Origin of the sequence: Caballeronia grimmiae (genome assembly GCF_022879615.1) — a bacterium.
In the GTDB taxonomy this organism is placed as follows: Bacteria; Pseudomonadota; Gammaproteobacteria; order Burkholderiales; family Burkholderiaceae; genus Caballeronia; species Caballeronia grimmiae.
Window position 1 is genome coordinate 2,775,617 of record NZ_CP084271.1, and the last position, 17,345, is coordinate 2,792,961.

16 protein-coding genes are annotated in these 17,345 nt (G+C 63.3%); 7 read left to right on the plus strand and 9 right to left on the minus strand.

Annotated features, from left to right (window positions below; genetic code table 11):
* Together LDZ21_RS13305 and LDZ21_RS13310 are read left to right on the plus strand one after the other, a co-directional pair.
* Positions 1–1,287, plus strand: coding sequence for an AmpG family muropeptide MFS transporter (locus LDZ21_RS13305; protein WP_244793682.1), 1,287 nt, complete (start codon positions 1–3; stop codon positions 1,285–1,287).
* Complete coding sequence (locus LDZ21_RS13310; RefSeq protein ID WP_244793683.1) at positions 1,284–2,219, plus strand: M48 family metallopeptidase; 936 nt, start codon at positions 1,284–1,286, stop codon at positions 2,217–2,219. The genes LDZ21_RS13305 and LDZ21_RS13310 overlap by 4 nt, the downstream gene beginning before the upstream one ends.
* A gap of 5 nt (positions 2,220–2,224) precedes the next feature.
* On the opposite strand, the gene LDZ21_RS13315 is transcribed toward LDZ21_RS13310, so the two are convergent.
* The 5 genes from LDZ21_RS13315 to gatC form a co-directional block, all read right to left on the minus strand.
* The gene (locus LDZ21_RS13315; protein WP_244793684.1) at positions 2,225–3,007 is read right to left on the minus strand and encodes an exodeoxyribonuclease III; all 783 of its coding nucleotides are present in this window, start codon (positions 3,005–3,007) and stop codon (positions 2,225–2,227) included.
* Between the two features lie 26 nt (positions 3,008–3,033).
* Entirely contained in the window at positions 3,034–3,873 is an 840-nt protein-coding gene (locus LDZ21_RS13320) for a PPK2 family polyphosphate kinase (RefSeq protein ID WP_244793685.1), read from the minus strand.
* A 596-nt stretch (positions 3,874–4,469) separates the two neighbouring features.
* Positions 4,470–5,939, minus strand: coding sequence for an Asp-tRNA(Asn)/Glu-tRNA(Gln) amidotransferase subunit GatB (gatB, locus tag LDZ21_RS13325; protein WP_035968594.1), 1,470 nt, complete (start codon positions 5,937–5,939; stop codon positions 4,470–4,472).
* Positions 5,940–5,941: 2 nt separating this feature from the next.
* Positions 5,942–7,432: an Asp-tRNA(Asn)/Glu-tRNA(Gln) amidotransferase subunit GatA gene (gene gatA, locus LDZ21_RS13330; RefSeq protein WP_035968592.1), complete on the minus strand. Its 1,491-nt coding sequence runs from the start codon at positions 7,430–7,432 to the stop codon at positions 5,942–5,944.
* Positions 7,433–7,505: 73 nt separating this feature from the next.
* Positions 7,506–7,805 carry an Asp-tRNA(Asn)/Glu-tRNA(Gln) amidotransferase subunit GatC gene (gatC, locus tag LDZ21_RS13335; protein ID WP_035968606.1) on the minus strand — a complete coding sequence of 100 codons (300 nt, stop codon included), beginning with the start codon at positions 7,803–7,805 and terminating at the stop codon, positions 7,506–7,508.
* 378 nt (positions 7,806–8,183) lie between these two features.
* Between gatC and LDZ21_RS13340 the strand changes: the two genes are divergently transcribed.
* The 5 genes from LDZ21_RS13340 to rodA all read left to right on the plus strand — a co-directional run bounded on the left by LDZ21_RS13340 (position 8,184) and on the right by rodA (position 14,598).
* Positions 8,184–9,227 carry a rod shape-determining protein gene (locus tag LDZ21_RS13340; RefSeq protein ID WP_004189550.1) on the plus strand — a complete coding sequence of 348 codons (1,044 nt, stop codon included), beginning with the start codon at positions 8,184–8,186 and terminating at the stop codon, positions 9,225–9,227.
* Between the two features lie 185 nt (positions 9,228–9,412).
* The gene (mreC, locus tag LDZ21_RS13345; protein WP_244793686.1) at positions 9,413–10,546 is read left to right on the plus strand and encodes a rod shape-determining protein MreC; all 1,134 of its coding nucleotides are present in this window, start codon (positions 9,413–9,415) and stop codon (positions 10,544–10,546) included.
* A complete protein-coding gene (gene mreD, locus LDZ21_RS13350; RefSeq protein WP_035968586.1) occupies positions 10,543–11,055 on the plus strand; it encodes a rod shape-determining protein MreD in 513 nt (170 codons plus the stop codon). The genes mreC and mreD overlap by 4 nt, the downstream gene beginning before the upstream one ends.
* An 88-nt stretch (positions 11,056–11,143) precedes the next feature.
* On the plus strand, positions 11,144–13,426 hold the full coding sequence (mrdA, locus tag LDZ21_RS13355; RefSeq protein ID WP_244793687.1) for a penicillin-binding protein 2: 2,283 nt from the start codon (positions 11,144–11,146) through the stop codon (positions 13,424–13,426).
* 23 nt (positions 13,427–13,449) lie between these two features.
* The gene (gene rodA / locus LDZ21_RS13360) at positions 13,450–14,598 is read left to right on the plus strand and encodes a rod shape-determining protein RodA (RefSeq protein WP_035968604.1); all 1,149 of its coding nucleotides are present in this window, start codon (positions 13,450–13,452) and stop codon (positions 14,596–14,598) included.
* A 20-nt stretch (positions 14,599–14,618) separates the two neighbouring features.
* Here rodA and LDZ21_RS13365 read toward each other — a convergent pair whose 3' ends face one another.
* From LDZ21_RS13365 to queE, 4 genes are all read right to left on the minus strand, one after another.
* Entirely contained in the window at positions 14,619–15,305 is a 687-nt protein-coding gene (locus tag LDZ21_RS13365; RefSeq protein WP_244793688.1) for a tetratricopeptide repeat protein, read from the minus strand.
* Complete coding sequence (locus tag LDZ21_RS13370) at positions 15,302–16,084, minus strand: HpcH/HpaI aldolase family protein (RefSeq protein ID WP_244793689.1); 783 nt, start codon at positions 16,082–16,084, stop codon at positions 15,302–15,304. Before LDZ21_RS13370 ends, LDZ21_RS13365 begins: the two co-directional genes overlap by 4 nt.
* Positions 16,085–16,246: 162 nt before the next feature.
* Positions 16,247–16,693, minus strand: coding sequence for a 6-carboxytetrahydropterin synthase QueD (queD, locus tag LDZ21_RS13375; RefSeq protein WP_244793690.1), 447 nt, complete (start codon positions 16,691–16,693; stop codon positions 16,247–16,249).
* A 17-nt stretch (positions 16,694–16,710) separates the two neighbouring features.
* On the minus strand, positions 16,711–17,343 hold the full coding sequence (gene queE / locus LDZ21_RS13380) for a 7-carboxy-7-deazaguanine synthase (RefSeq protein ID WP_244793691.1): 633 nt from the start codon (positions 17,341–17,343) through the stop codon (positions 16,711–16,713).
* Between the last annotated feature and the right edge of the window lie 2 nt (positions 17,344–17,345).

The following is a 17,345-nucleotide window of genomic DNA, read 5'->3' on the forward strand; positions in this document are numbered from 1 at the left end:
ATGCCCGACACGCCACACGAGGCGCCCGCTCTTACTGCTCACGAAGATCATCCCGGCTGGCGCGCGTTCCTGAACACGCGCATTCTGATTTGCGTCGTTCTCGGCTTCACGTCCGGCCTGCCGCTCTTCACGCTCGTCAACCTGATCCAGGCGTGGCTCACGACCGAGCACATCAACGTCAAGCAGATCGGCCTGTTCGCCCTGATCGGACTTCCCTACACGTGGAAGTTCGTCTGGGCGCCGCTGATGGACCGCTATGTTCCGCACCTGCCGTTCTGGCGGCCGGGCCGGCGGCGCGGCTGGATGCTGTTCATGCAGGTGCTCGTGGCGCTCGCGATCGGCGCGTTCGGCTTCTTTTCGCCTGCGCAGAACCTTTGGATGGTGGCGGGCATCGCCCTGTTGCTCGCGATCTTCAGCGCGAGTCAGGATATCGCCATCGACGCGTACCGGCGCGAATTGCTCGCCGATACCGAGCAAGGTCTCGGCAACGCGGTCCACGTCAACGCGTACAAGGTCGCGGGCCTCGTGCCGGGCTCGCTGGCGCTGATTCTCGCGGGCTTCCTGCCTTGGAAGACGGTTTTCATCGTCACGGCGCTGTTCATGCTGCCCGGCATCATCATGACGTTGTGCATCAAGGAACCGGAGATTCACGGCGCGCCGCCGAAGAACCTGCGCGACGCGATCATCGAGCCGTTCCATGAGTTCGTGACGCGCGATGGCTGGCGCAACGCGCTACTCGTGCTCAGCTTCATCTTCCTCTACAAGCTCGGCGACACCATGGCGACCGCGCTCGCCACCAAGTTCTTCCTCGATGTCGGCTTCACGATGAAGCAGATCGGCGTGATCGCGAAGACGGTCGCGTTCTGGACGAGCATCGCGGGCGGGATCGTCGGCGGCGTGTTTCTCGTCAAAATCGGCATTGCGCGCGGGCTATGGATTTTCGGCGTGCTGCAGATCGTCGCGACCATCGGGTTCGCATGGCTCGCGAAGATCGGGCCTTCGCCGCTCGCGCTCGGCGTGCTGTATGGCTTCGAGACGTTCGCGACGGGCCTGACACTCTCGACGTTCACCGCCTATATCGCGAGCACGACCGACCCGCGCTACACCGCGACGCAGTTCGCGCTCTTCACGAGCCTCGCGGCGGTGCCGCGCACCGTGGCGGCGTCGGCGAGCGGGTTCATCGTCGCGCAGACGGGCTGGTTCGAGTACTTCCTCGTCTGCGTCGCGCTGTCGATTCCGGGCATGTTACTGTTGCCGTTGATCGCGCCCTGGAGATCAAAACGATGACGGTGCGGAGATTCGCCAATCGTGCGCTGACCGGCGTGCTGGCTGCGGCGTCGCTCACGTCGCTTGCGTCGCTGACACCGCTCGTCGCGCGGGCCCAGGACGAGGATCGCGCGCCGCCCGCCTACACCGCACCGAACAGCCAGGTCCGCTTCGGCGACACGGCGCTGTTTCGCAACCTGATTCCCCCCGCGACGCTCGAGTCGCAGTCCGCCGACGAATACGCGCAGATCATCCACGAGGCGGAGCGCAACAAGTTGCTGCTCGGCAATGACAACCCGCTCGCGAAGCGCGTGCACGATATCGTGAATCACGAGGTCCCGTTCGCCTTGAAGTGGAACGACCGCTCCAAGGCGTGGAAGTGGGAAACGCACGTTGTGAAGTCGAACGAAATTCGGATGTACTGTCTGCCGGGCGGGAAGATCGTCGTGTATAGCGGATTGATCGAGAAGCTGCGCCTGAACGACAACGAAATCGGCATGATGATCGGCCACGAGATTGCTCACGCGCTGCGCGAACATGCGCGCGAGCGGCTCGGACGGCAGCAGGCCGCGCAACTGACCGCGGGCACGATGCCGCAGCTTTTCGGCTTCGCGGATGTCGGCTCGACGCCGCTCGGCATCGGCGATCAATTGCTCGCCATGCGCTACTCCCCCGCCGATGAAACCGAAGCCGATGTGATCGGCAGCGAGATCGCGTCGCGCGCAGGCTACGATCCGCGCGCCGCCGTCACGCTATGGAACAAGGTCGATTCGGCCACGCGCCGCGCGGACAACGGCTTCATCTGGATGCATCCGTATGGCCCGGATCGCCGGCAGGATCTGCTGAAACGCATGCCCGACATGATGCCGCTCTACGCGAAGGCGATCGGCAAGAACATCGATCAGTTGCCGACTTATGCGGGCATGGGCCGGTTCAAGAAGACGGGCCGCTAGCGCGCTTATTTCTTCGCGAGTTTCCAGTCGTAATCGACGGTCAGCGGCGCGTGATCGCTGAACTTGATATCGCGGAACACGGAAGTGCTCTTTGCGGTGGCGGCGACTTCCTTCGTCGCGATCTGATAATCGATACGCCACCCGACGTTCTTCGCATACGCCTGACCGCGATTGCTCCACCACGTGTACTGCTCGGGGCGCGTGTCGAGCGTGCGGAAAACATCGACGTAGCCGACTTCATCGAATAGTTTCGTGAGCCACTCGCGCTCTTCGGGCAGGCAACCGGAGTTCTTCTGATTGCTCTTCCAGTTCTTGATGTCGATTTCCTTGTGCACGATGTTCACGTCGCCGCACACGATGACTTCGCGCTCCTTCGACAGTTCCGCCAGATGCGGCATGAACTCGTCCATGAAACGATACTTCGCCTGCTGCCGCTCTTCACCGCTCGAACCGGATGGCACGTACACCGAAACAACGGACAGCTTGCCGAAGCGCGCTTCCACGTAGCGGCCTTCGGGATCGAATTCTTCGCTGCCGAAACCGATGATCACATCGTCCGGTTCATGGCGCGTGTAGACGCCCGCGCCGCTGTAGCCCTTCTTGACCGCGTGCTGAAAGTAGCCCTGAAAGCCGTGCGGCGCGAGAAACTCCGGTGTCAGATCGTCCTGCGAGCATTTGATTTCCTGCACGCAGACGACATTGGATTTTTGCTCGCCGAACCAGTCGAAGAAGCCTTTCTTGGCGGCCGAACGAATGCCGTTCAGATTAGCGGTGATGACGCGAAACATATGCTTCCTTGTTATTGATGTCCTGATTATTCGACTTTGATGCCCTTCAGCGATTCCTTCGCCGGCGGGAATTCCAGCTTCATGCCCTGCATGGTACGCAGAAGCAGTTCGGCAACCATCACATTGCGATGCGTCTTTGAATTGCCGGGAATGACGTACCACGGCGCATAGTCCGTCGATGTCGCACCGAGCGCGACGGCATACGCGTGCTGGTAATGGTCCCAGAGCTTGCGCGCCTCCAGATCGGAGAGATCGAATTTCCAGTGCTTCGTCGGATCGTCGATGCGCGCTTGCAGGCGCTCGCGCTGTTCGTCCTTCGAAATATGCAGGAAGCATTTGACGATGGTCGTGCCCGTGTCCGCCATCAGCGCCTCGAAATCGCGGATATGGCGATAGCGCCGCTCGCATTCGTCGGCGTCGATTTGCTTCAGCACGCGCGGCACGAGGACGTCCTCGTAGTGACTGCGATTGAAGATGGCGAATTCGCCGGCCATCGGCGCTTGTGCGTGGACACGCCAGAGGAAGTCGTGCGCGGCCTCGCGTTCGGACGGCGCGCGAAACGGCACGATGCGCAGGCCGAGCGGATCGACGTCGTGGAAAACCGCGCGGACCGTGCCGTCCTTGCCGCTCGTGTCCATGCCTTGCAGAACGAGCAGCACCCGTTGATGCCGCTGCGCGTGCAATCGCTCCTGGAGGTCGTCGAGTTGCGCGCCGATTTCGGCCAGACGCGCGCGGTCGCCGTCTTTGGTGCCGGTGGAGAAGGGCTTCGCAGAGGGATCGACGGATGCTAGATCGAATGGCTTGAGCTTCTTGCCGCCGTCGAAGAACGGGACGCGAAAGTCGTCGAGGTCGGTGTATTTCGCCATGTCTCTGCTCGCCTTTTCAGTGGTATGGGATGGCCTGGCGTCGCAGAAAGCGCGCCAGGTTTCGCCCACGCACCTGAGCAAGCGTCCGCCGATAGTCGGAGGAAAGAAGCATCCGCACCGGGGAAATTGTAGCAGTGACATTTTGTCGATGCTTGCGGGCAGCGCTTCGGCTTGTCGTAGCCTTTCCGCCATTCCAATTCAGATAACGATAAGGATGGCAGACGATGAAGGATCTTATGGGGCGGGATGATCGTTCACGCGTACCGACGCGTCTGCACGCGAAGACGGTAGCCGGTCGCTACGCCTTAGCTGGCCTTGTGTATCGTCCAGTGCATGGTGATTCGATTTCTGGTCGCCACTCAAAGACCTTGATGCCGCGGCAAGACAGCGGCGGTCAGTGGCATCTCGAACTCGGCGATCGGCGTATCGAACGGCACTATTAGCTGCAGTGATCACGTTCGACAATATCGATAAGGATGACAAATTAATCGTCACTGAACTCTTGCGATACCCTACAGCAGCGCCCAGCCCTCCCGGGCCCAAGCGCTGCACCAACCTCACCTCCAGCGTGCCGCCAAAACCGCTCCCTCACACGTTCACGACAACTTCTTCTTCAAAAGCTCGTTAACCTGCTGCGGATTCGCCTTGCCCTTGGTCGCCTTCATCGCTTGGCCGATCAGCGCATTGAACGCCTTCTCCTTGCCCGCGCGGAACTCATCCACGGATTTCTGATTCGCGGCGAGCACTTCGTCGATGATTGCCTCGAGCGCGCCCGTATCGGAAATCTGCTTCAGCCCCTTCGCCTCGATGATCCGGTCCGCCGCGCCCTCGTCCGTCGCCTTCTCTTCCCAGATCGACTGGAAGATGTCCTTCGCGATCTTGTTCGAGATCGTGCCGTCCGCGATACGCTGCAGGATCAACGCCAGTTGCGCAGCCGACACCGGCGACTCGCTGATATCGAGCGATTCGCGGTTCAGCTGCGCGGAGACATCGCCCATCAGCCAGTTCGCCGCGATCTTCGCCTGATTCGCACCCGCCCGCGCGACCACGGCCTCGAAGTAAGCCGCCATCGCCTTCGACGAAGTCAGCACGCCCGCGTCGTACGGCGTCAGGCCATACGTTTCGACGAAACGCTTCTGCATGTCGGCGGGCAGTTCGGGCATATCGCCCTTCACGCTGTCGATCCACGCCGATTCGATGACGAGCGGCATCAGATCGGGATCGGGGAAATAGCGGTAATCGTGCGCGTCTTCCTTGCTGCGCATCGAGCGCGTTTCGCGCTTGTCCGGATCGTACAGACGCGTTTCCTGCACGACGGTGCCGCCATCTTCGATCAGCTCGATCTGGCGGCGCACTTCGTACTGAATCGCCTCTTCGAGAAAGCGGAACGAGTTCAGGTTCTTGATTTCGGCGCGCGTGCCGAACTCCTTCTGGCCGACAGGGCGCACCGACACGTTCGCATCGCAGCGGAACGAGCCTTCCTGCATGTTGCCGTCACAGATGCCGAGCCACACGACCAGCCCATGCAGCGCCTTTGCATACGCGACCGCTTCGGCCGCGCTGCGCATTTCCGGCTCGGTGACGATCTCGAGCAGCGGCGTGCCCGCACGATTCAGGTCGATGCCCGTCATCCCCGCGAAGTCTTCGTGCAGCGATTTCCCGGCGTCCTCTTCGAGGTGCGCGCGCGTCAGGTTGACGGTCTTCTCGTACGCTTCCTTGCCAGCCTTCTCGTTCGCCGGAACCTGAATCGTGATCTGACCGCCCTGCACGACCGGAATCTCGTACTGGCTGATCTGATAGCCCTTCGGCAGGTCAGGATAGAAGTAGTTCTTGCGCGCAAAGATGCTGCGCGGCGCGATGTGCGCGCCGATCGCAAGGCCGAAACGGATCGCACGCTCGACCGCGCCCCGGTTCATCACGGGCAGCACGCCGGGCAACGCGAGATCGACGGGGCATGCCTGCGTGTTCGGCGCCGCGCCGAACTGCGTCGGTGCGCCGGAAAAAATCTTGGAGACGGTGGACAACTGCGCGTGCGTTTCCAGACCGATGACGACTTCCCACTGCATGTTCACACTCCCGATGCCGATGGTGCCTTGCGGTGCCAGTCGGTCGCGCGCTGGAACGCGTCGGCGACCTGGAGCATCCGGGCTTCGTTGAAATAGTTGCCGATAATCTGCAAGCCGACCGGGCGATTCGCGTTCGCGCCCGCGCCGAAGCCACACGGCACACTCATGCCAGGCAGGCCCGCGAGGCTGACCGACAGCGTGTAGATGTCGGCGAGATACATTTGCACGGGATCGTCGGTCTTCTCGCCGAGGTTCCACGCGACCGACGGCGCCACCGGTCCCATGATGACGTCGCACTGCCTGAACGCTTCCTGAAAGTCGCCCGCGATGATGCGGCGAATTTTCTGCGCCTGCAGATAGTAAGCGTCGTAGTAGCCGTGCGAGAGCACGTAGGTGCCGACGAGAATCCGGCGCTTCACTTCCGGCCCGAAGCCTTCGGCGCGCGACTTCTTGTACATGTCTAGCAGATCGGTGTAGTGCGCGGCGCGATGCCCGTAACGCACGCCGTCGAAGCGCGACAGATTCGACGATGCCTCTGCCGGCGCGATGACGTAGTACACCGGGATCGAAAGCTCGGTCTTCGGCAGCGATACTTCGACGAGCGTCGCGCCGAGCGTTTCGTACGCCTTCAGCGCGGCTTCGATGCTGGCGCGCACGTCGTCGGCGAGGCCCGCGCCGAAGTATTCCTTCGGCAGCCCGATGCGCAGGCCGGCGAGCGGCTTCGCCGCGTCATCGCTCCAGTTCTTGCCGAGATAGCGCGTGTAGTCTTCGTTCTCGCGTTGCAGGCTGGTCGAGTCGCGCTCGTCGAAGCCGGCCATCGCATTGAGCAGGACAGCGCAGTCGGCGGCGCTTTGCGCCATCGGACCGCCCTGATCCAGAGACGACGCGAACGCGATCATCCCGTAGCGGGACACGCGTCCATACGTCGGCTTGATGCCGGTGATGCCGGTGAACGACGCCGGCTGGCGGATGGAGCCGCCCGTGTCCGTGCCCGTCGCGGCGGGCGCGAGACGCGCGGCCACCGCCGCCGCCGATCCCCCCGACGAACCGCCCGGCACCGCGCTCGCATCCCACGGATTTTTCACCGCGCCGAAGTATGAATTCTCATTGGACGAACCCATCGCGAATTCGTCCATATTGGTCTTGCCGAGGCACACCATGCCGGCGCGCTTGAGGCGATCGACAACGGTCGCATCGAACGGGCTCGCGTAGTTCTCCAGCATGTGGGAGCCCGCCGTGGACGTCCAGCCGCGCGTGACGAACACGTCCTTGTGCGCGATCGGCAGGCCGGTCAGCGCACCCGCGCTCCCTTGCGCGATGAGCGCGTCCGCGGCACGCGCCTGTTCGAGCGTGAGTTCGCGATCGACGCCGATAAACGCGTTGAGGTCCTTCGCGGCCTCGATGCGTTGCAGATACGACTGGGCCAGCTCGACGGCGGAGATTTCCTTCGAGTCGAGCGCGGCGCGCAGTTCGGTCAAGCTTTTCTGATGCATTGCAGTTCCCTGATGAGCGCGGCGGCGTCGAGCCGCGCGCAATATCGATGTTCGACGCGCGTTCCAGCAATGCTTATTCGATTACCTTCGGCACCAGATACAGCCCGTCTTGCACCGCGGGCGCGGAACGCTGGAACTCTTCGCGATCGACTGGCTCTGAGACTGCGTCGTCGCGCAATCGCAGCGCGACTTCCTCGATCGCGTCGATGGGATGCGCGAGCGGCTCGATGCCGGCGGTATCCACGGCCTGCATTTGTTCGACGAGCCCGAAGAAGTCGTTGAGCCGCGCAAGCGTCGGTTCGGCCTCGTCGTCGGGCAATTCGAGCCGCGCCAGATGCGCGATGCGTTTTACGTCGGTCAGGGTCAGAGACATGGGATCACCGGAGAAAAACATGAACAACTCACACGCCGAAAACGTTCGCTGCAACAGACAGTTACAGTCCGGGCGGAAAGCCATCGAAACGGGGCCAAGGATGGCAAAAAGTGCCGTCCTTTTCCTATAGAAACCCCCAAATTATAAGGTATCATTACACGTTCGACTCACATCCGGATCGACCTGTCAGCGGCTTTCTCCTTGCTTCAATGCTTTGCGAGAAACGTTTGCGTGACACGTTCAATTCCGCGGTAGATTTCTGCTCGGATTTGTCCTCACGGCGGGCCTTATCGCCGTCCCGGCAAACCGTTATTTTTTCCGCTGCCGTCCCCGGCGCTCCTAGCGAGGCACGGCTACCCAGCGAGACAGGATTTTTGAATGTTCGGCTTTTTGCGCAGCTATTTTTCCAACGACTTGGCGATTGACCTTGGTACCGCCAACACGCTGATTTACATGCGCGGCAAAGGCATCGTCCTCGACGAGCCGTCAGTCGTCTCCATCCGCCAGGAAGGCGGCCCGAACGGCAAGAAGACCATTCAGGCTGTCGGCAAGGAAGCAAAGCAGATGCTCGGCAAGGTGCCGGGCAACATCGAAGCCATCCGCCCGATGAAAGACGGCGTCATCGCCGACTTCACCGTCACGGAGCAGATGATCAAGCAGTTCATCAAGACTGCACACGAATCGCGCATGTTCTCGCCGTCGCCGCGCATCATCATCTGCGTGCCGTGCGGCTCGACTCAGGTCGAACGCCGCGCCATCAAGGAAGCGGCACACGGCGCGGGTGCATCGCAGGTCTATCTGATCGAAGAGCCGATGGCCGCTGCAATCGGCGCGGGCCTGCCGGTCTCGGAAGCAACGGGCTCGATGGTCGTCGACATCGGCGGCGGCACGACCGAAGTCGGCGTCATCTCGCTGGGCGGCATCGTGTACAAGGGTTCGGTGCGCGTCGGCGGCGACAAGTTCGACGAAGCCATCGTCAACTACATCCGCCGCAACTACGGCATGCTGATCGGCGAGCAAACGGCCGAAGCCATCAAGAAGGAAATCGGCTCCGCGTTCCCCGGCTCCGAAGTGAAGGAAATGGAAGTCAAGGGCCGCAACCTGTCCGAAGGCATTCCGCGCAGCTTCACCATTTCGAGCAACGAAATCCTCGAAGCGCTGACCGATCCGCTGAACCAGATCGTGTCGTCGGTGAAGATCGCGCTGGAACAGACGCCGCCGGAACTTGGCGCGGACATCGCGGAACGCGGGATGATGCTGACTGGCGGCGGCGCACTGCTGCGCGACCTCGACCGCTTGCTCGCGGAAGAAACCGGCCTGCCGGTGCTCGTCGCTGAAGATCCGCTGACTTGCGTCGTGCGCGGCTCGGGCATGGCGCTGGAGCGCATGGACAAGCTGGGCAGCATCTTCTCCTACGAGTGACCTTTGTCTTCAGCGTCCTTGAATCAACGCGACGCTGAGACGACACTCACAACATCCGCGTAACGCAACGCGCGCACGGCCCGGCATCCGCCCGGGCCGTTGTCGAAATAGCGCAGGGCAGGTCCCGCCACCAGCGACAAAGCCTGCAGCATCGATCCACCCCGCTCACGCCCTCGGCGCCGACCATGGAATACAGTCCGCCGCCACTGTTCAAGCAAGGCCCTTCCGCGCTCGCGCGCCTGATCTTTTTCGTGGTGCTGGCCATTGCACTGCTCGTGTCGGATGCCCGCTTCAGTACGCTCGAGATCGTGCGCGGGATGTTAGGCGCCGGGCTCTACCCGTTGCAGCGAGCGGCGCTCGTGCCACGGGACATCTTCATGGGCGCGGCCGATCTTGCCGTGACCAGCGCAAGCCTGCGCAGCGAAAATCGCAAGCTCGCTGACAAGAATCTCGAACTGTCCGTGAAGGCCGGCGATGCGTCGCAATTGACGATCGAGAACGCGCATCTGCGAGCGCTCCTGAACCTGCAGGGCCGCGCGACGACGCAAACCACGCCCGCCGAAATTCAATACGACACCCGCGATCCTTTCACGCAGAAGGTCGTGATCGGCAAAGGTTCGCAGCATGGCATTCAGGACGGCGCTCCGGTCGTCGATGAAGAAGGCGTCATCGGTCAGGTCACACGCGTCTTTCCGCTGCAATCCGAAGTCTCGCTTCTCACCGACAAGGACCAGGCCGTTCCCGTGCAGATCGCGCGCACGGGTCTGCGCAGCGTCATCTATGGCACACCGAAGGGCGACACGCTCGATCTGCGTTTCGTGCCGATCAGCGCGGACGTGCAAGTCGGCGATCAACTCGTGACGAGCGGACTCGACGGCGTTTATCCGCCGGGGCTCGCGGTCGCCAAGGTGCTGCGCGTCGACAAGCAGGCGGATACGGCATTCGCACGCGTAGTATGTGTGCCGGTCGCCGCGGTGCGCGGCGCCCGCCAGTTGCTCGTCTTGCACTACAACTTGAACGTGCCCCCGAATCCGGTGGAAGTCGAAGCTGCGGCGGCCGCAAAGGAAGCGAAGGAAAACAAGGGCAAAAAGAAGTCCGCGCCTAAGGCGGCAGCGGCAGCAGGGACGAGCGGCGCATCGGCGGCCGTGGCGGCCTCATCGGCGGCAGCGGCGGCGGCAAGCGGCGCGTCCGCAGCGGCCCCGGCTGCAACGCCCGCAGCGAAACCCGCTGCACCCAAGCCCGCATCCGGTGCTGCGGCGCCACAACGCAACAGAAAGGCGCACGCGCCGAAGCCCGCTTCATCGGGAGCCGCGCGATGAATCGCCCGCAATACATCCTTCAGCCGGTCAATCCGTACTTCATCACGTTCAGCCTCGCTGCGGCGTTCCTGCTGAATCTGGTGCCCTGGGGCCGCCTCGTCGGCGTGCCTGACTTCGTCGCGCTCGTGCTGCTGTTCTGGAACGTCCAGCAGCCGCGCAAGGTTGGAATGGGCATCGCGTTTCTGCTCGGCATCCTGATGGACGTCCACAGCGCGAACCTGCTCGGCGAGCACGCGCTGGCGTACACGCTGCTCTCCTACGGCGCGATCACCATTCACCGGCGCGTGTTGTGGATGTCGCTGCCCGTGCAGATGCTCGTCGTCGCGCCGCTGCTCGTCGGCGCGCATCTCGTGCCGTTCGTGATCCGCCTGATGACGGGCGCCGCGTTTCCCGGCTGGAGCTATCTGATCAACGGATTCGTCGAAGCGCTGCTCTGGCCGATCGCGAGTTTCCTGCTGCTGATGCCGCAACGGCGTGCAGCCGATCCCGACGACACGCGCCCCATCTGAGCGTCACCGCGCGTCGAGCGGCGCATGAACGCCCGCGCGCGGACTACACTTGAATCGCGATACATCGCGAAAACCTCGCGAAACCTGCATGACCGAAATCAAGAACACCGAGCAACAGTTGTCGAAGTTCCGCCTGCGCGTCGCGGCGGCGGGGCTGTTCGTGTTCGTCTGCTTCGGGCTGATCGGCCTGCGCTTTCTCTATCTGCAAGTCTGGCACTTCAGCAAGTATTCGCTGCAGGCGAACGAAAACCGCATCTCCGTTGCGCCGATCGTGCCGAACCGCGGCATCATCACCGATCGCAACGGCATCGTGCTTGCGAAGAACTATTCGGCGTACACGCTCGAAATCACGCCGTCGAAGATCAACGGCACGCTCGATGAAGTCATCGACAACATCTCGCAAGTCGTTCCCGTCGATTCGCGCGACCGCCGGCGTTTCAAGAAGCTGCTCGAAGACTCGAAGAATTTCGAGAGCCTGCCGATCCGCACGCGCCTGACCGACGAGGAAGTCGCCCGTTTCACCGCGCAACGCTTCCGCTTTCCGGGCGTCGAAGTTCGCGCGCGCCTGTTCCGCCAATATCCGCTCGGGACGACGGCGGCGCACGTGATCGGCTACATCGGCCGCATTTCACAACGCGACCAGGAACGCATCGACGACGCCAGCGACGCCAACGACGCCGCCTCGGATCACTACGATCCGCGTCTGGACGCGAACAACTACAAGGGCACGGATTACGTCGGCAAGATCGGCGTCGAGCAAAGTTACGAGACGGAGCTGCACGGCCTGACCGGCTTCGAGGAAGTGGAAGTCACGGCGGGCGGGCGTCCGGTGCGAACGATGTCGCGCACGCAGGCGACGCCGGGCAACAACCTCGTGCTGTCGCTCGATATCGGTTTGCAGCAGGTCGCCGAGCAGGCGTTCGCGGGCAAGCGCGGCGCGCTCGTCGCGATCGAGCCGTCGACCGGCGACGTCCTCGCGTTCGTCTCCGCTCCGAGCTTCGATCCGAATTCCTTCGTCGACGGCATCGACCAGCAGACGTGGGACGCGCTCAACAATTCGCCGGATCATCCGCTGCTGAATCGTCCGTTGCACGGCACGTATCCGCCGGGCTCCACCTATAAGCCGTTCATGGCGCTCGCGGCGCTGACCCTCCACAAGCGCACGCCAGGCTGGGGCTTTCAGGATCCGGGCTACTTCACGTTCGGCGGCCACACTTTCCGCAACGACGTACGTTCGGGCCAGGGCTGGGTCGACATGAACCGCGCGATCGTCGTGTCGAACGACACGTACTTCTACATGCTGGCGCGCGATCTCGGCGTGAACGCGATGGCCGGCTTCATGAAACCGTGGGGCTTCGGGCAGATTACCGGCATCGATATCGCGGGCGAGGCGCGCGGCATCCTGCCGTCGACGGAATGGAAGCGCAAGGCGTACAAGAAGCCGGAGCAGCAGCGCTGGTATGAAGGCGAAACGATCAGCCTCGGCATCGGTCAGGGTTATAACTCGTTCACGATCCTGCAACTCGCGCACGCCACGTCGACGCTCGCAAACAACGGCATCGTGATGAAGCCGCACCTGGTGCGCGACATCGAAAATCCCCTGACCAAGGCGGAGCGGACGGTGGTGCGCGACCCGAGCGACAAGATTCCGGTGCGCCAGCAAGACGTCGATTTCATCAAGCGCGCGATGGAAGGCGTGATCACCAACGGCACCGCGGCCAAGGTGTTCGCCGGCGCGCCTTATCTTGCGGCGGGCAAGACCGGCACTGCGCAGGTTTACTCCTTGCAAGGGGCGAACTACAGGGGCCACGCGACCGCCGAACACCTGCGCGACCACGCGCTGTTCATCGCGTTTGCACCCGCCGAGCAGCCTAAGATCGCGCTCGCGCTGATCGTCGAAAACGGCGGCTGGGGCGCGGAATCAGCCGGCCCAATCGCGCGCAAGGTGCTCGACTATTACTTGATCGACCGCATGAAGCCGGGTGCCGAAGCGGCCGCCGTGGCCGCCGCCGCGTCCGCGACGGAAGATGCGGGACTGCCCGTGATCGGCGGCACGCAACCGCCGGCTGCGGCCGCGTTGCCGGCATCGGTCGCGAATCAGTCGCCGGCGTTTTCGCCTTCGGCGGCGTCTAATCCCGCCGTCGCCAAGGCGGCTTCCGCTCCGGCGATTGCGGCGTCTTCGCCGTCCGCCGCGAAGCCCAAAGCGGCGTCGGCGCCATCGGCTGCGCTGCCTGCGTCGTCGGCGACGCCTGCGCCCGCTCGCAAGCGCGGACAGAAGAACGCGCCGGCCGAACCCGCACCGACGATGGCGCGCGGTCCCGGAAACGACGGCGTGCGCACTTTTGTGCCGACCGGCGGCATCGACGAATAAAGGAAATCGGCATGCAACTGCATATGCAATTCGACAAGCACGCGTGGATCGAGCGTGCGAAGCGCATGTTCGCGGGCTTCGATCGTCCGCTCGCGCTGATCGTTTTTCTGCTGCTGTGCGTCGGTATCGTCACGCTGTACAGCGCGAGTCTCGACATGCCGGGACGCGTGGAAGACCAGCTGCGCAACATCATGCTGACGTTCGGCCTGATGTGGGTGCTCGCGAATATTCCGCCGCCCACGCTGATGCGCTTCGCCGTGCCGCTTTACACCGTCGGCGTGGCGCTGCTGGTGGCCGTCGCAGCGTTCGGGCTGACGCGCAAGGGCGCGAAACGCTGGCTCAACGTCGGTGTCGTGATTCAGCCTTCCGAGATCATGAAAATCGCGATGCCGCTGATGCTCGCGTGGTACTACCAGCGGCGCGAGGGCAATATTCGCTGGTGGGATTACATCGTCGGCTTTCTGATTCTGATGCTGCCCGTCGGCCTCATCGCGAAGCAGCCGGACCTCGGCACGGCGGTGCTCGTGTTCGCGGCGGGCGTGTTCGTCATCTACTTCGCGGGGCTGAGTTTCAAGCTGATCGTGCCGGTGCTCGCGGCTGCGGTGATCGTAGTGGCGAGCATCGCGGTGTTTCAGGACCGCATCTGCCAGCCGGAAGTCAACTGGCCGATGCTGCACGATTATCAGAAGCATCGCGTCTGCACGCTGCTCGATCCGACGTCCGATCCGCTCGGCAAAGGCTTCCACACGATTCAGGCGGTCATCGCCATCGGCTCCGGCGGCACGCTCGGCAAGGGCTGGCTGAAGGGCACGCAGGCGCACCTCGAATTCATTCCCGAGAAGCACACGGACTTCATCTTCGCCGTGTTTTCGGAGGAGTTCGGCCTTGCGGGCGGACTCGTGCTGCTCTTTCTCTATATGGCGCTGATTGCGCGCGGGCTGTTTATCGCGGCGAACGGCGCAACCTTTTTCGGTCGGTTATTGGCCGGATCGCTGACGCTCGCATTCTTCACGTACGCGTTCGTCAATATCGGCATGGTGAGCGGGATTTTGCCGGTCGTCGGCGTGCCGCTGCCGTTCATGAGTTATGGCGGCACCGCGCTGACCACGCTCGGCGTCGCGGTTGGGCTCATCATGAGCGTCGCGCGACAGAAGCGCTTGATGCAGGGCTGACCGAGCCGCTCGAAAGCCGCTTACTGCGGCTTCTGCCGCTCCAGTTCCGCGCTCAATTGCTGATATTTCAGCTTGGCCGCCGGATCGCCCTGAGCGGCCGCCGCCGCGTAGTACGCACGCGCGACGTTGAGATTGCGTTCGACGCCGTCGCCGCCGCGCTCGTAGAACGAGCCGGCGACGTACTGCGCCGTCATGTCGCCGCCCTGCGCGGCTTTCTTGTACCAGGCGAACGCCTGCGTGTTATCGCGCGCGGTGCCGCGTCCATCGAGAAACTGGTTTGCCAGCGCGAGTTCGGCCTGCACGTGTCCCTGACTCGCGGCGCGCAGGAACCATCGGTGCGCCTCGGCCGGGTCTTTCTCGACGAACTCACCGTCGTCGTACATCTTGCCGTAGACGTATTGCGCGTGTGTCATGTTGGCGTCCGCCGCGCGACGCAGCCACTTCTTGCCTTCGTCGACATCGGCGGGGCCGCCTTCCCCATTGAGCAGCATCATCGCGTAATTGAATTCGGCGAGGCGGCTGCCCTTCTCCGCCGCCCGGCGAAACTCCGAGCGCGCGGCGACGAAATTCCCCGCGTTGTAGTCCGCCACAGCGTTCTGCGTTGCGAGGTCCGTCGCCTTCGGCGCGCCTTGCGCGTGCGCGCCGCTGCATACCAGACATAGCGCCGCCGATGCCGCCGCCACGCCGCCACGCCATCCGCGCTTCATGCTCTTGCCTCCTGCAACGCCTGCCGTGTCGCCTTCAGCAGCCACATGACATCCGCTGCGATCGACACGAGCTTGATGCCCGCCTGCGCGTATTGCCGCGCGCTCGCCACGTCCAGCGCAAAAATGCCGCTGGCGATACCGGCGCGCTTCGCCGCATCCGCGATCCGTTCGATGGCCGCGTGCACGTCCGGATGCTTCGCGTCGCCGAGATGGCCGAGACTCGCGGCCAGATCCGCCGGGCCGATGAACAGGCAATCGACGCCCGGCGTCGCGGCAATCTCATCGACGGCTTCGAGCGCCGCCACCGATTCGATCTGCACGATCGTCGCCACTTGCGCGTTCGCGCCGGCCACGTAGTCGCGCCGCATACCGTATGCCGCCGCGCGCACCGCGCCCGCGACGCCGCGCAGACCGTCGAGCTGCGCCTCGGTCGGATATTGCGTGAGCCGCACGGCGCGCGCGGCATCGTCGGCCGATTGCACGTTCGGGAACATCAGCGTGCGCGCGCCTGCATCGAGCACGCGCTTGACGAGCCAGCCTTCGGCGAACGGCACGCGCACGATCGGCTCGGTCGGCAGATGCGCCGCCGCGATCGCGCGAAGCTGCTCGACGACGTCGCGGCTATCGTTGGGCGAATGCTCCATGTCGATGCACAGCCAGTCGAAGCCGGCGTGCGCGAGCGCTTCGGCGGCATCGGCGCTGCAAAGCGACAGCCACAGGCCGAACAGCGGACCGGGTTCGCTCAGGCGTTGCTTGAGGGGATTGGTGAAGGTACTCATCGCGCGGCTCCGTGTGAGGCGCGTGCGCGCGATGCGAGGAACGACTGGAAGGATGACGGCATGCTCGCGCTCCATTTCTTGTCGACCGGCGTGGGCCGGATGCAGGAGGATGCGGTCGCCTGCGTGGGCGACTCACCGCGCGATCATACCGTGTTCGCGTGCTTACTCGCGTTCGACGTCCGCCCAGCAATTAGGCGTCTCGTAGAGGCGCAGGCGCTTGAGCTTCAGATTGACGCCGTAATGCGCGTCGTACACATCGGCCAGGATGCGGAACGCCACGGCCGCCATATTTTCGACGGTCGGAATGCGGTCGAAGACCACGGTCTTGTGATCCGCCAGCGACTGCAGGAATTCGCGCACTTTCGCGTCGCCTTCATAGACGATGAACGCGTGATCCCACTTGTTGACGAGGTGCTCCATCGCCAGCGACTTCACGTCGGCGAAGTCCATCACCATGCCGCGATCGGGCGCGCCTTCGACATCGACGAGGTCGCCTCGCAACGTGATCTCGAGCACATAACGATGCCCATGCAGGTTGCGGCACTGGCTGCGGTGGTCGGGGATGCGGTGGCCCGCATCGAATTCGAGTTTTCGGGTAATCGTCTGCACGTCGGCTCGATCGTCTATCAGGGGATATTCAGATATTTGTGCGTCTGCATCGACAGGCGCCATTTCGGATGCCGCTTGCACCAGTCGACCGCGAGCTTCGTGTTGATGTCGCGGGACGGGCCGTCCATCGGCTGCACGAGGAAATACTCGAAGTCGAGCTTCTCGTACTCGGCGAGGCGCTGGTTGTCCTGCGGCACCACCACTTTCAACTCGTTGCCCTTGGTGACGACGAGCGGCGCGTCCGCCTTCGGGCTCACGCAAATCCAGTCGATGCTGTCGAGCACCGGCATCGAACCGTTGGTTTCGATCGCCATTTCGAAGCCGGCTTCGTGCAGCGCGTCGACGAATTGCTGATCGATTTGCAGCATCGGCTCGCCGCCCGTGCAGACGACGAACTTGTGCGCCTGGCCTTCGGGCCAAAGCGAGGCGATCATCGCGACGAGTTCCGCCGGCGTCCGGTATTTGCCGCCGTTCTCGCCATCGGTGCCGACGAAATCCGTATCGCAGAAGCGGCAGACCGCGTCCGCGCGGTCTTCCTCGCGTCCGGACCAGAGGTTGCAGCCGGCGAAGCGGCAGAACACAGCGGGGCGTCCGGCATTGGCGCCTTCGCCCTGCAGCGTGTAGAAAATTTCCTTTACTGCGTACGTCATGA

Coding starts and splice junctions, on each gene's coding strand:
- LDZ21_RS13315 (WP_244793684.1), bottom strand. CDS start 3,007: ATGTTTCGCGTCATCACCGCTAATCTGAACGGCATTCGTTCGGCCGCC.
- mreD (WP_035968586.1), top strand. CDS start 10,543: ATGAATCGCCCGCAATACATCCTTCAGCCGGTCAATCCGTACTTCATC.
- LDZ21_RS13305 (WP_244793682.1), top strand. CDS start 1: ATGCCCGACACGCCACACGAGGCGCCCGCTCTTACTGCTCACGAAGAT.
- rodA (WP_035968604.1), top strand. CDS start 13,450: ATGCAATTCGACAAGCACGCGTGGATCGAGCGTGCGAAGCGCATGTTC.
- gatC (WP_035968606.1), bottom strand. CDS start 7,805: ATGTCTCTGACCCTGACCGACGTAAAACGCATCGCGCATCTGGCGCGG.
- LDZ21_RS13340 (WP_004189550.1), top strand. CDS start 8,184: ATGTTCGGCTTTTTGCGCAGCTATTTTTCCAACGACTTGGCGATTGAC.
- gatA (WP_035968592.1), bottom strand. CDS start 7,432: ATGCATCAGAAAAGCTTGACCGAACTGCGCGCCGCGCTCGACTCGAAG.
- queE (WP_244793691.1), bottom strand. CDS start 17,343: ATGACGTACGCAGTAAAGGAAATTTTCTACACGCTGCAGGGCGAAGGC.
- LDZ21_RS13370 (WP_244793689.1), bottom strand. CDS start 16,084: ATGAGTACCTTCACCAATCCCCTCAAGCAACGCCTGAGCGAACCCGGT.
- LDZ21_RS13320 (WP_244793685.1), bottom strand. CDS start 3,873: ATGGCGAAATACACCGACCTCGACGACTTTCGCGTCCCGTTCTTCGAC.
- LDZ21_RS13365 (WP_244793688.1), bottom strand. CDS start 15,305: ATGAAGCGCGGATGGCGTGGCGGCGTGGCGGCGGCATCGGCGGCGCTA.
- mreC (WP_244793686.1), top strand. CDS start 9,413: ATGGAATACAGTCCGCCGCCACTGTTCAAGCAAGGCCCTTCCGCGCTC.
- LDZ21_RS13310 (WP_244793683.1), top strand. CDS start 1,284: ATGACGGTGCGGAGATTCGCCAATCGTGCGCTGACCGGCGTGCTGGCT.
- gatB (WP_035968594.1), bottom strand. CDS start 5,939: ATGCAGTGGGAAGTCGTCATCGGTCTGGAAACGCACGCGCAGTTGTCC.
- mrdA (WP_244793687.1), top strand. CDS start 11,144: ATGACCGAAATCAAGAACACCGAGCAACAGTTGTCGAAGTTCCGCCTG.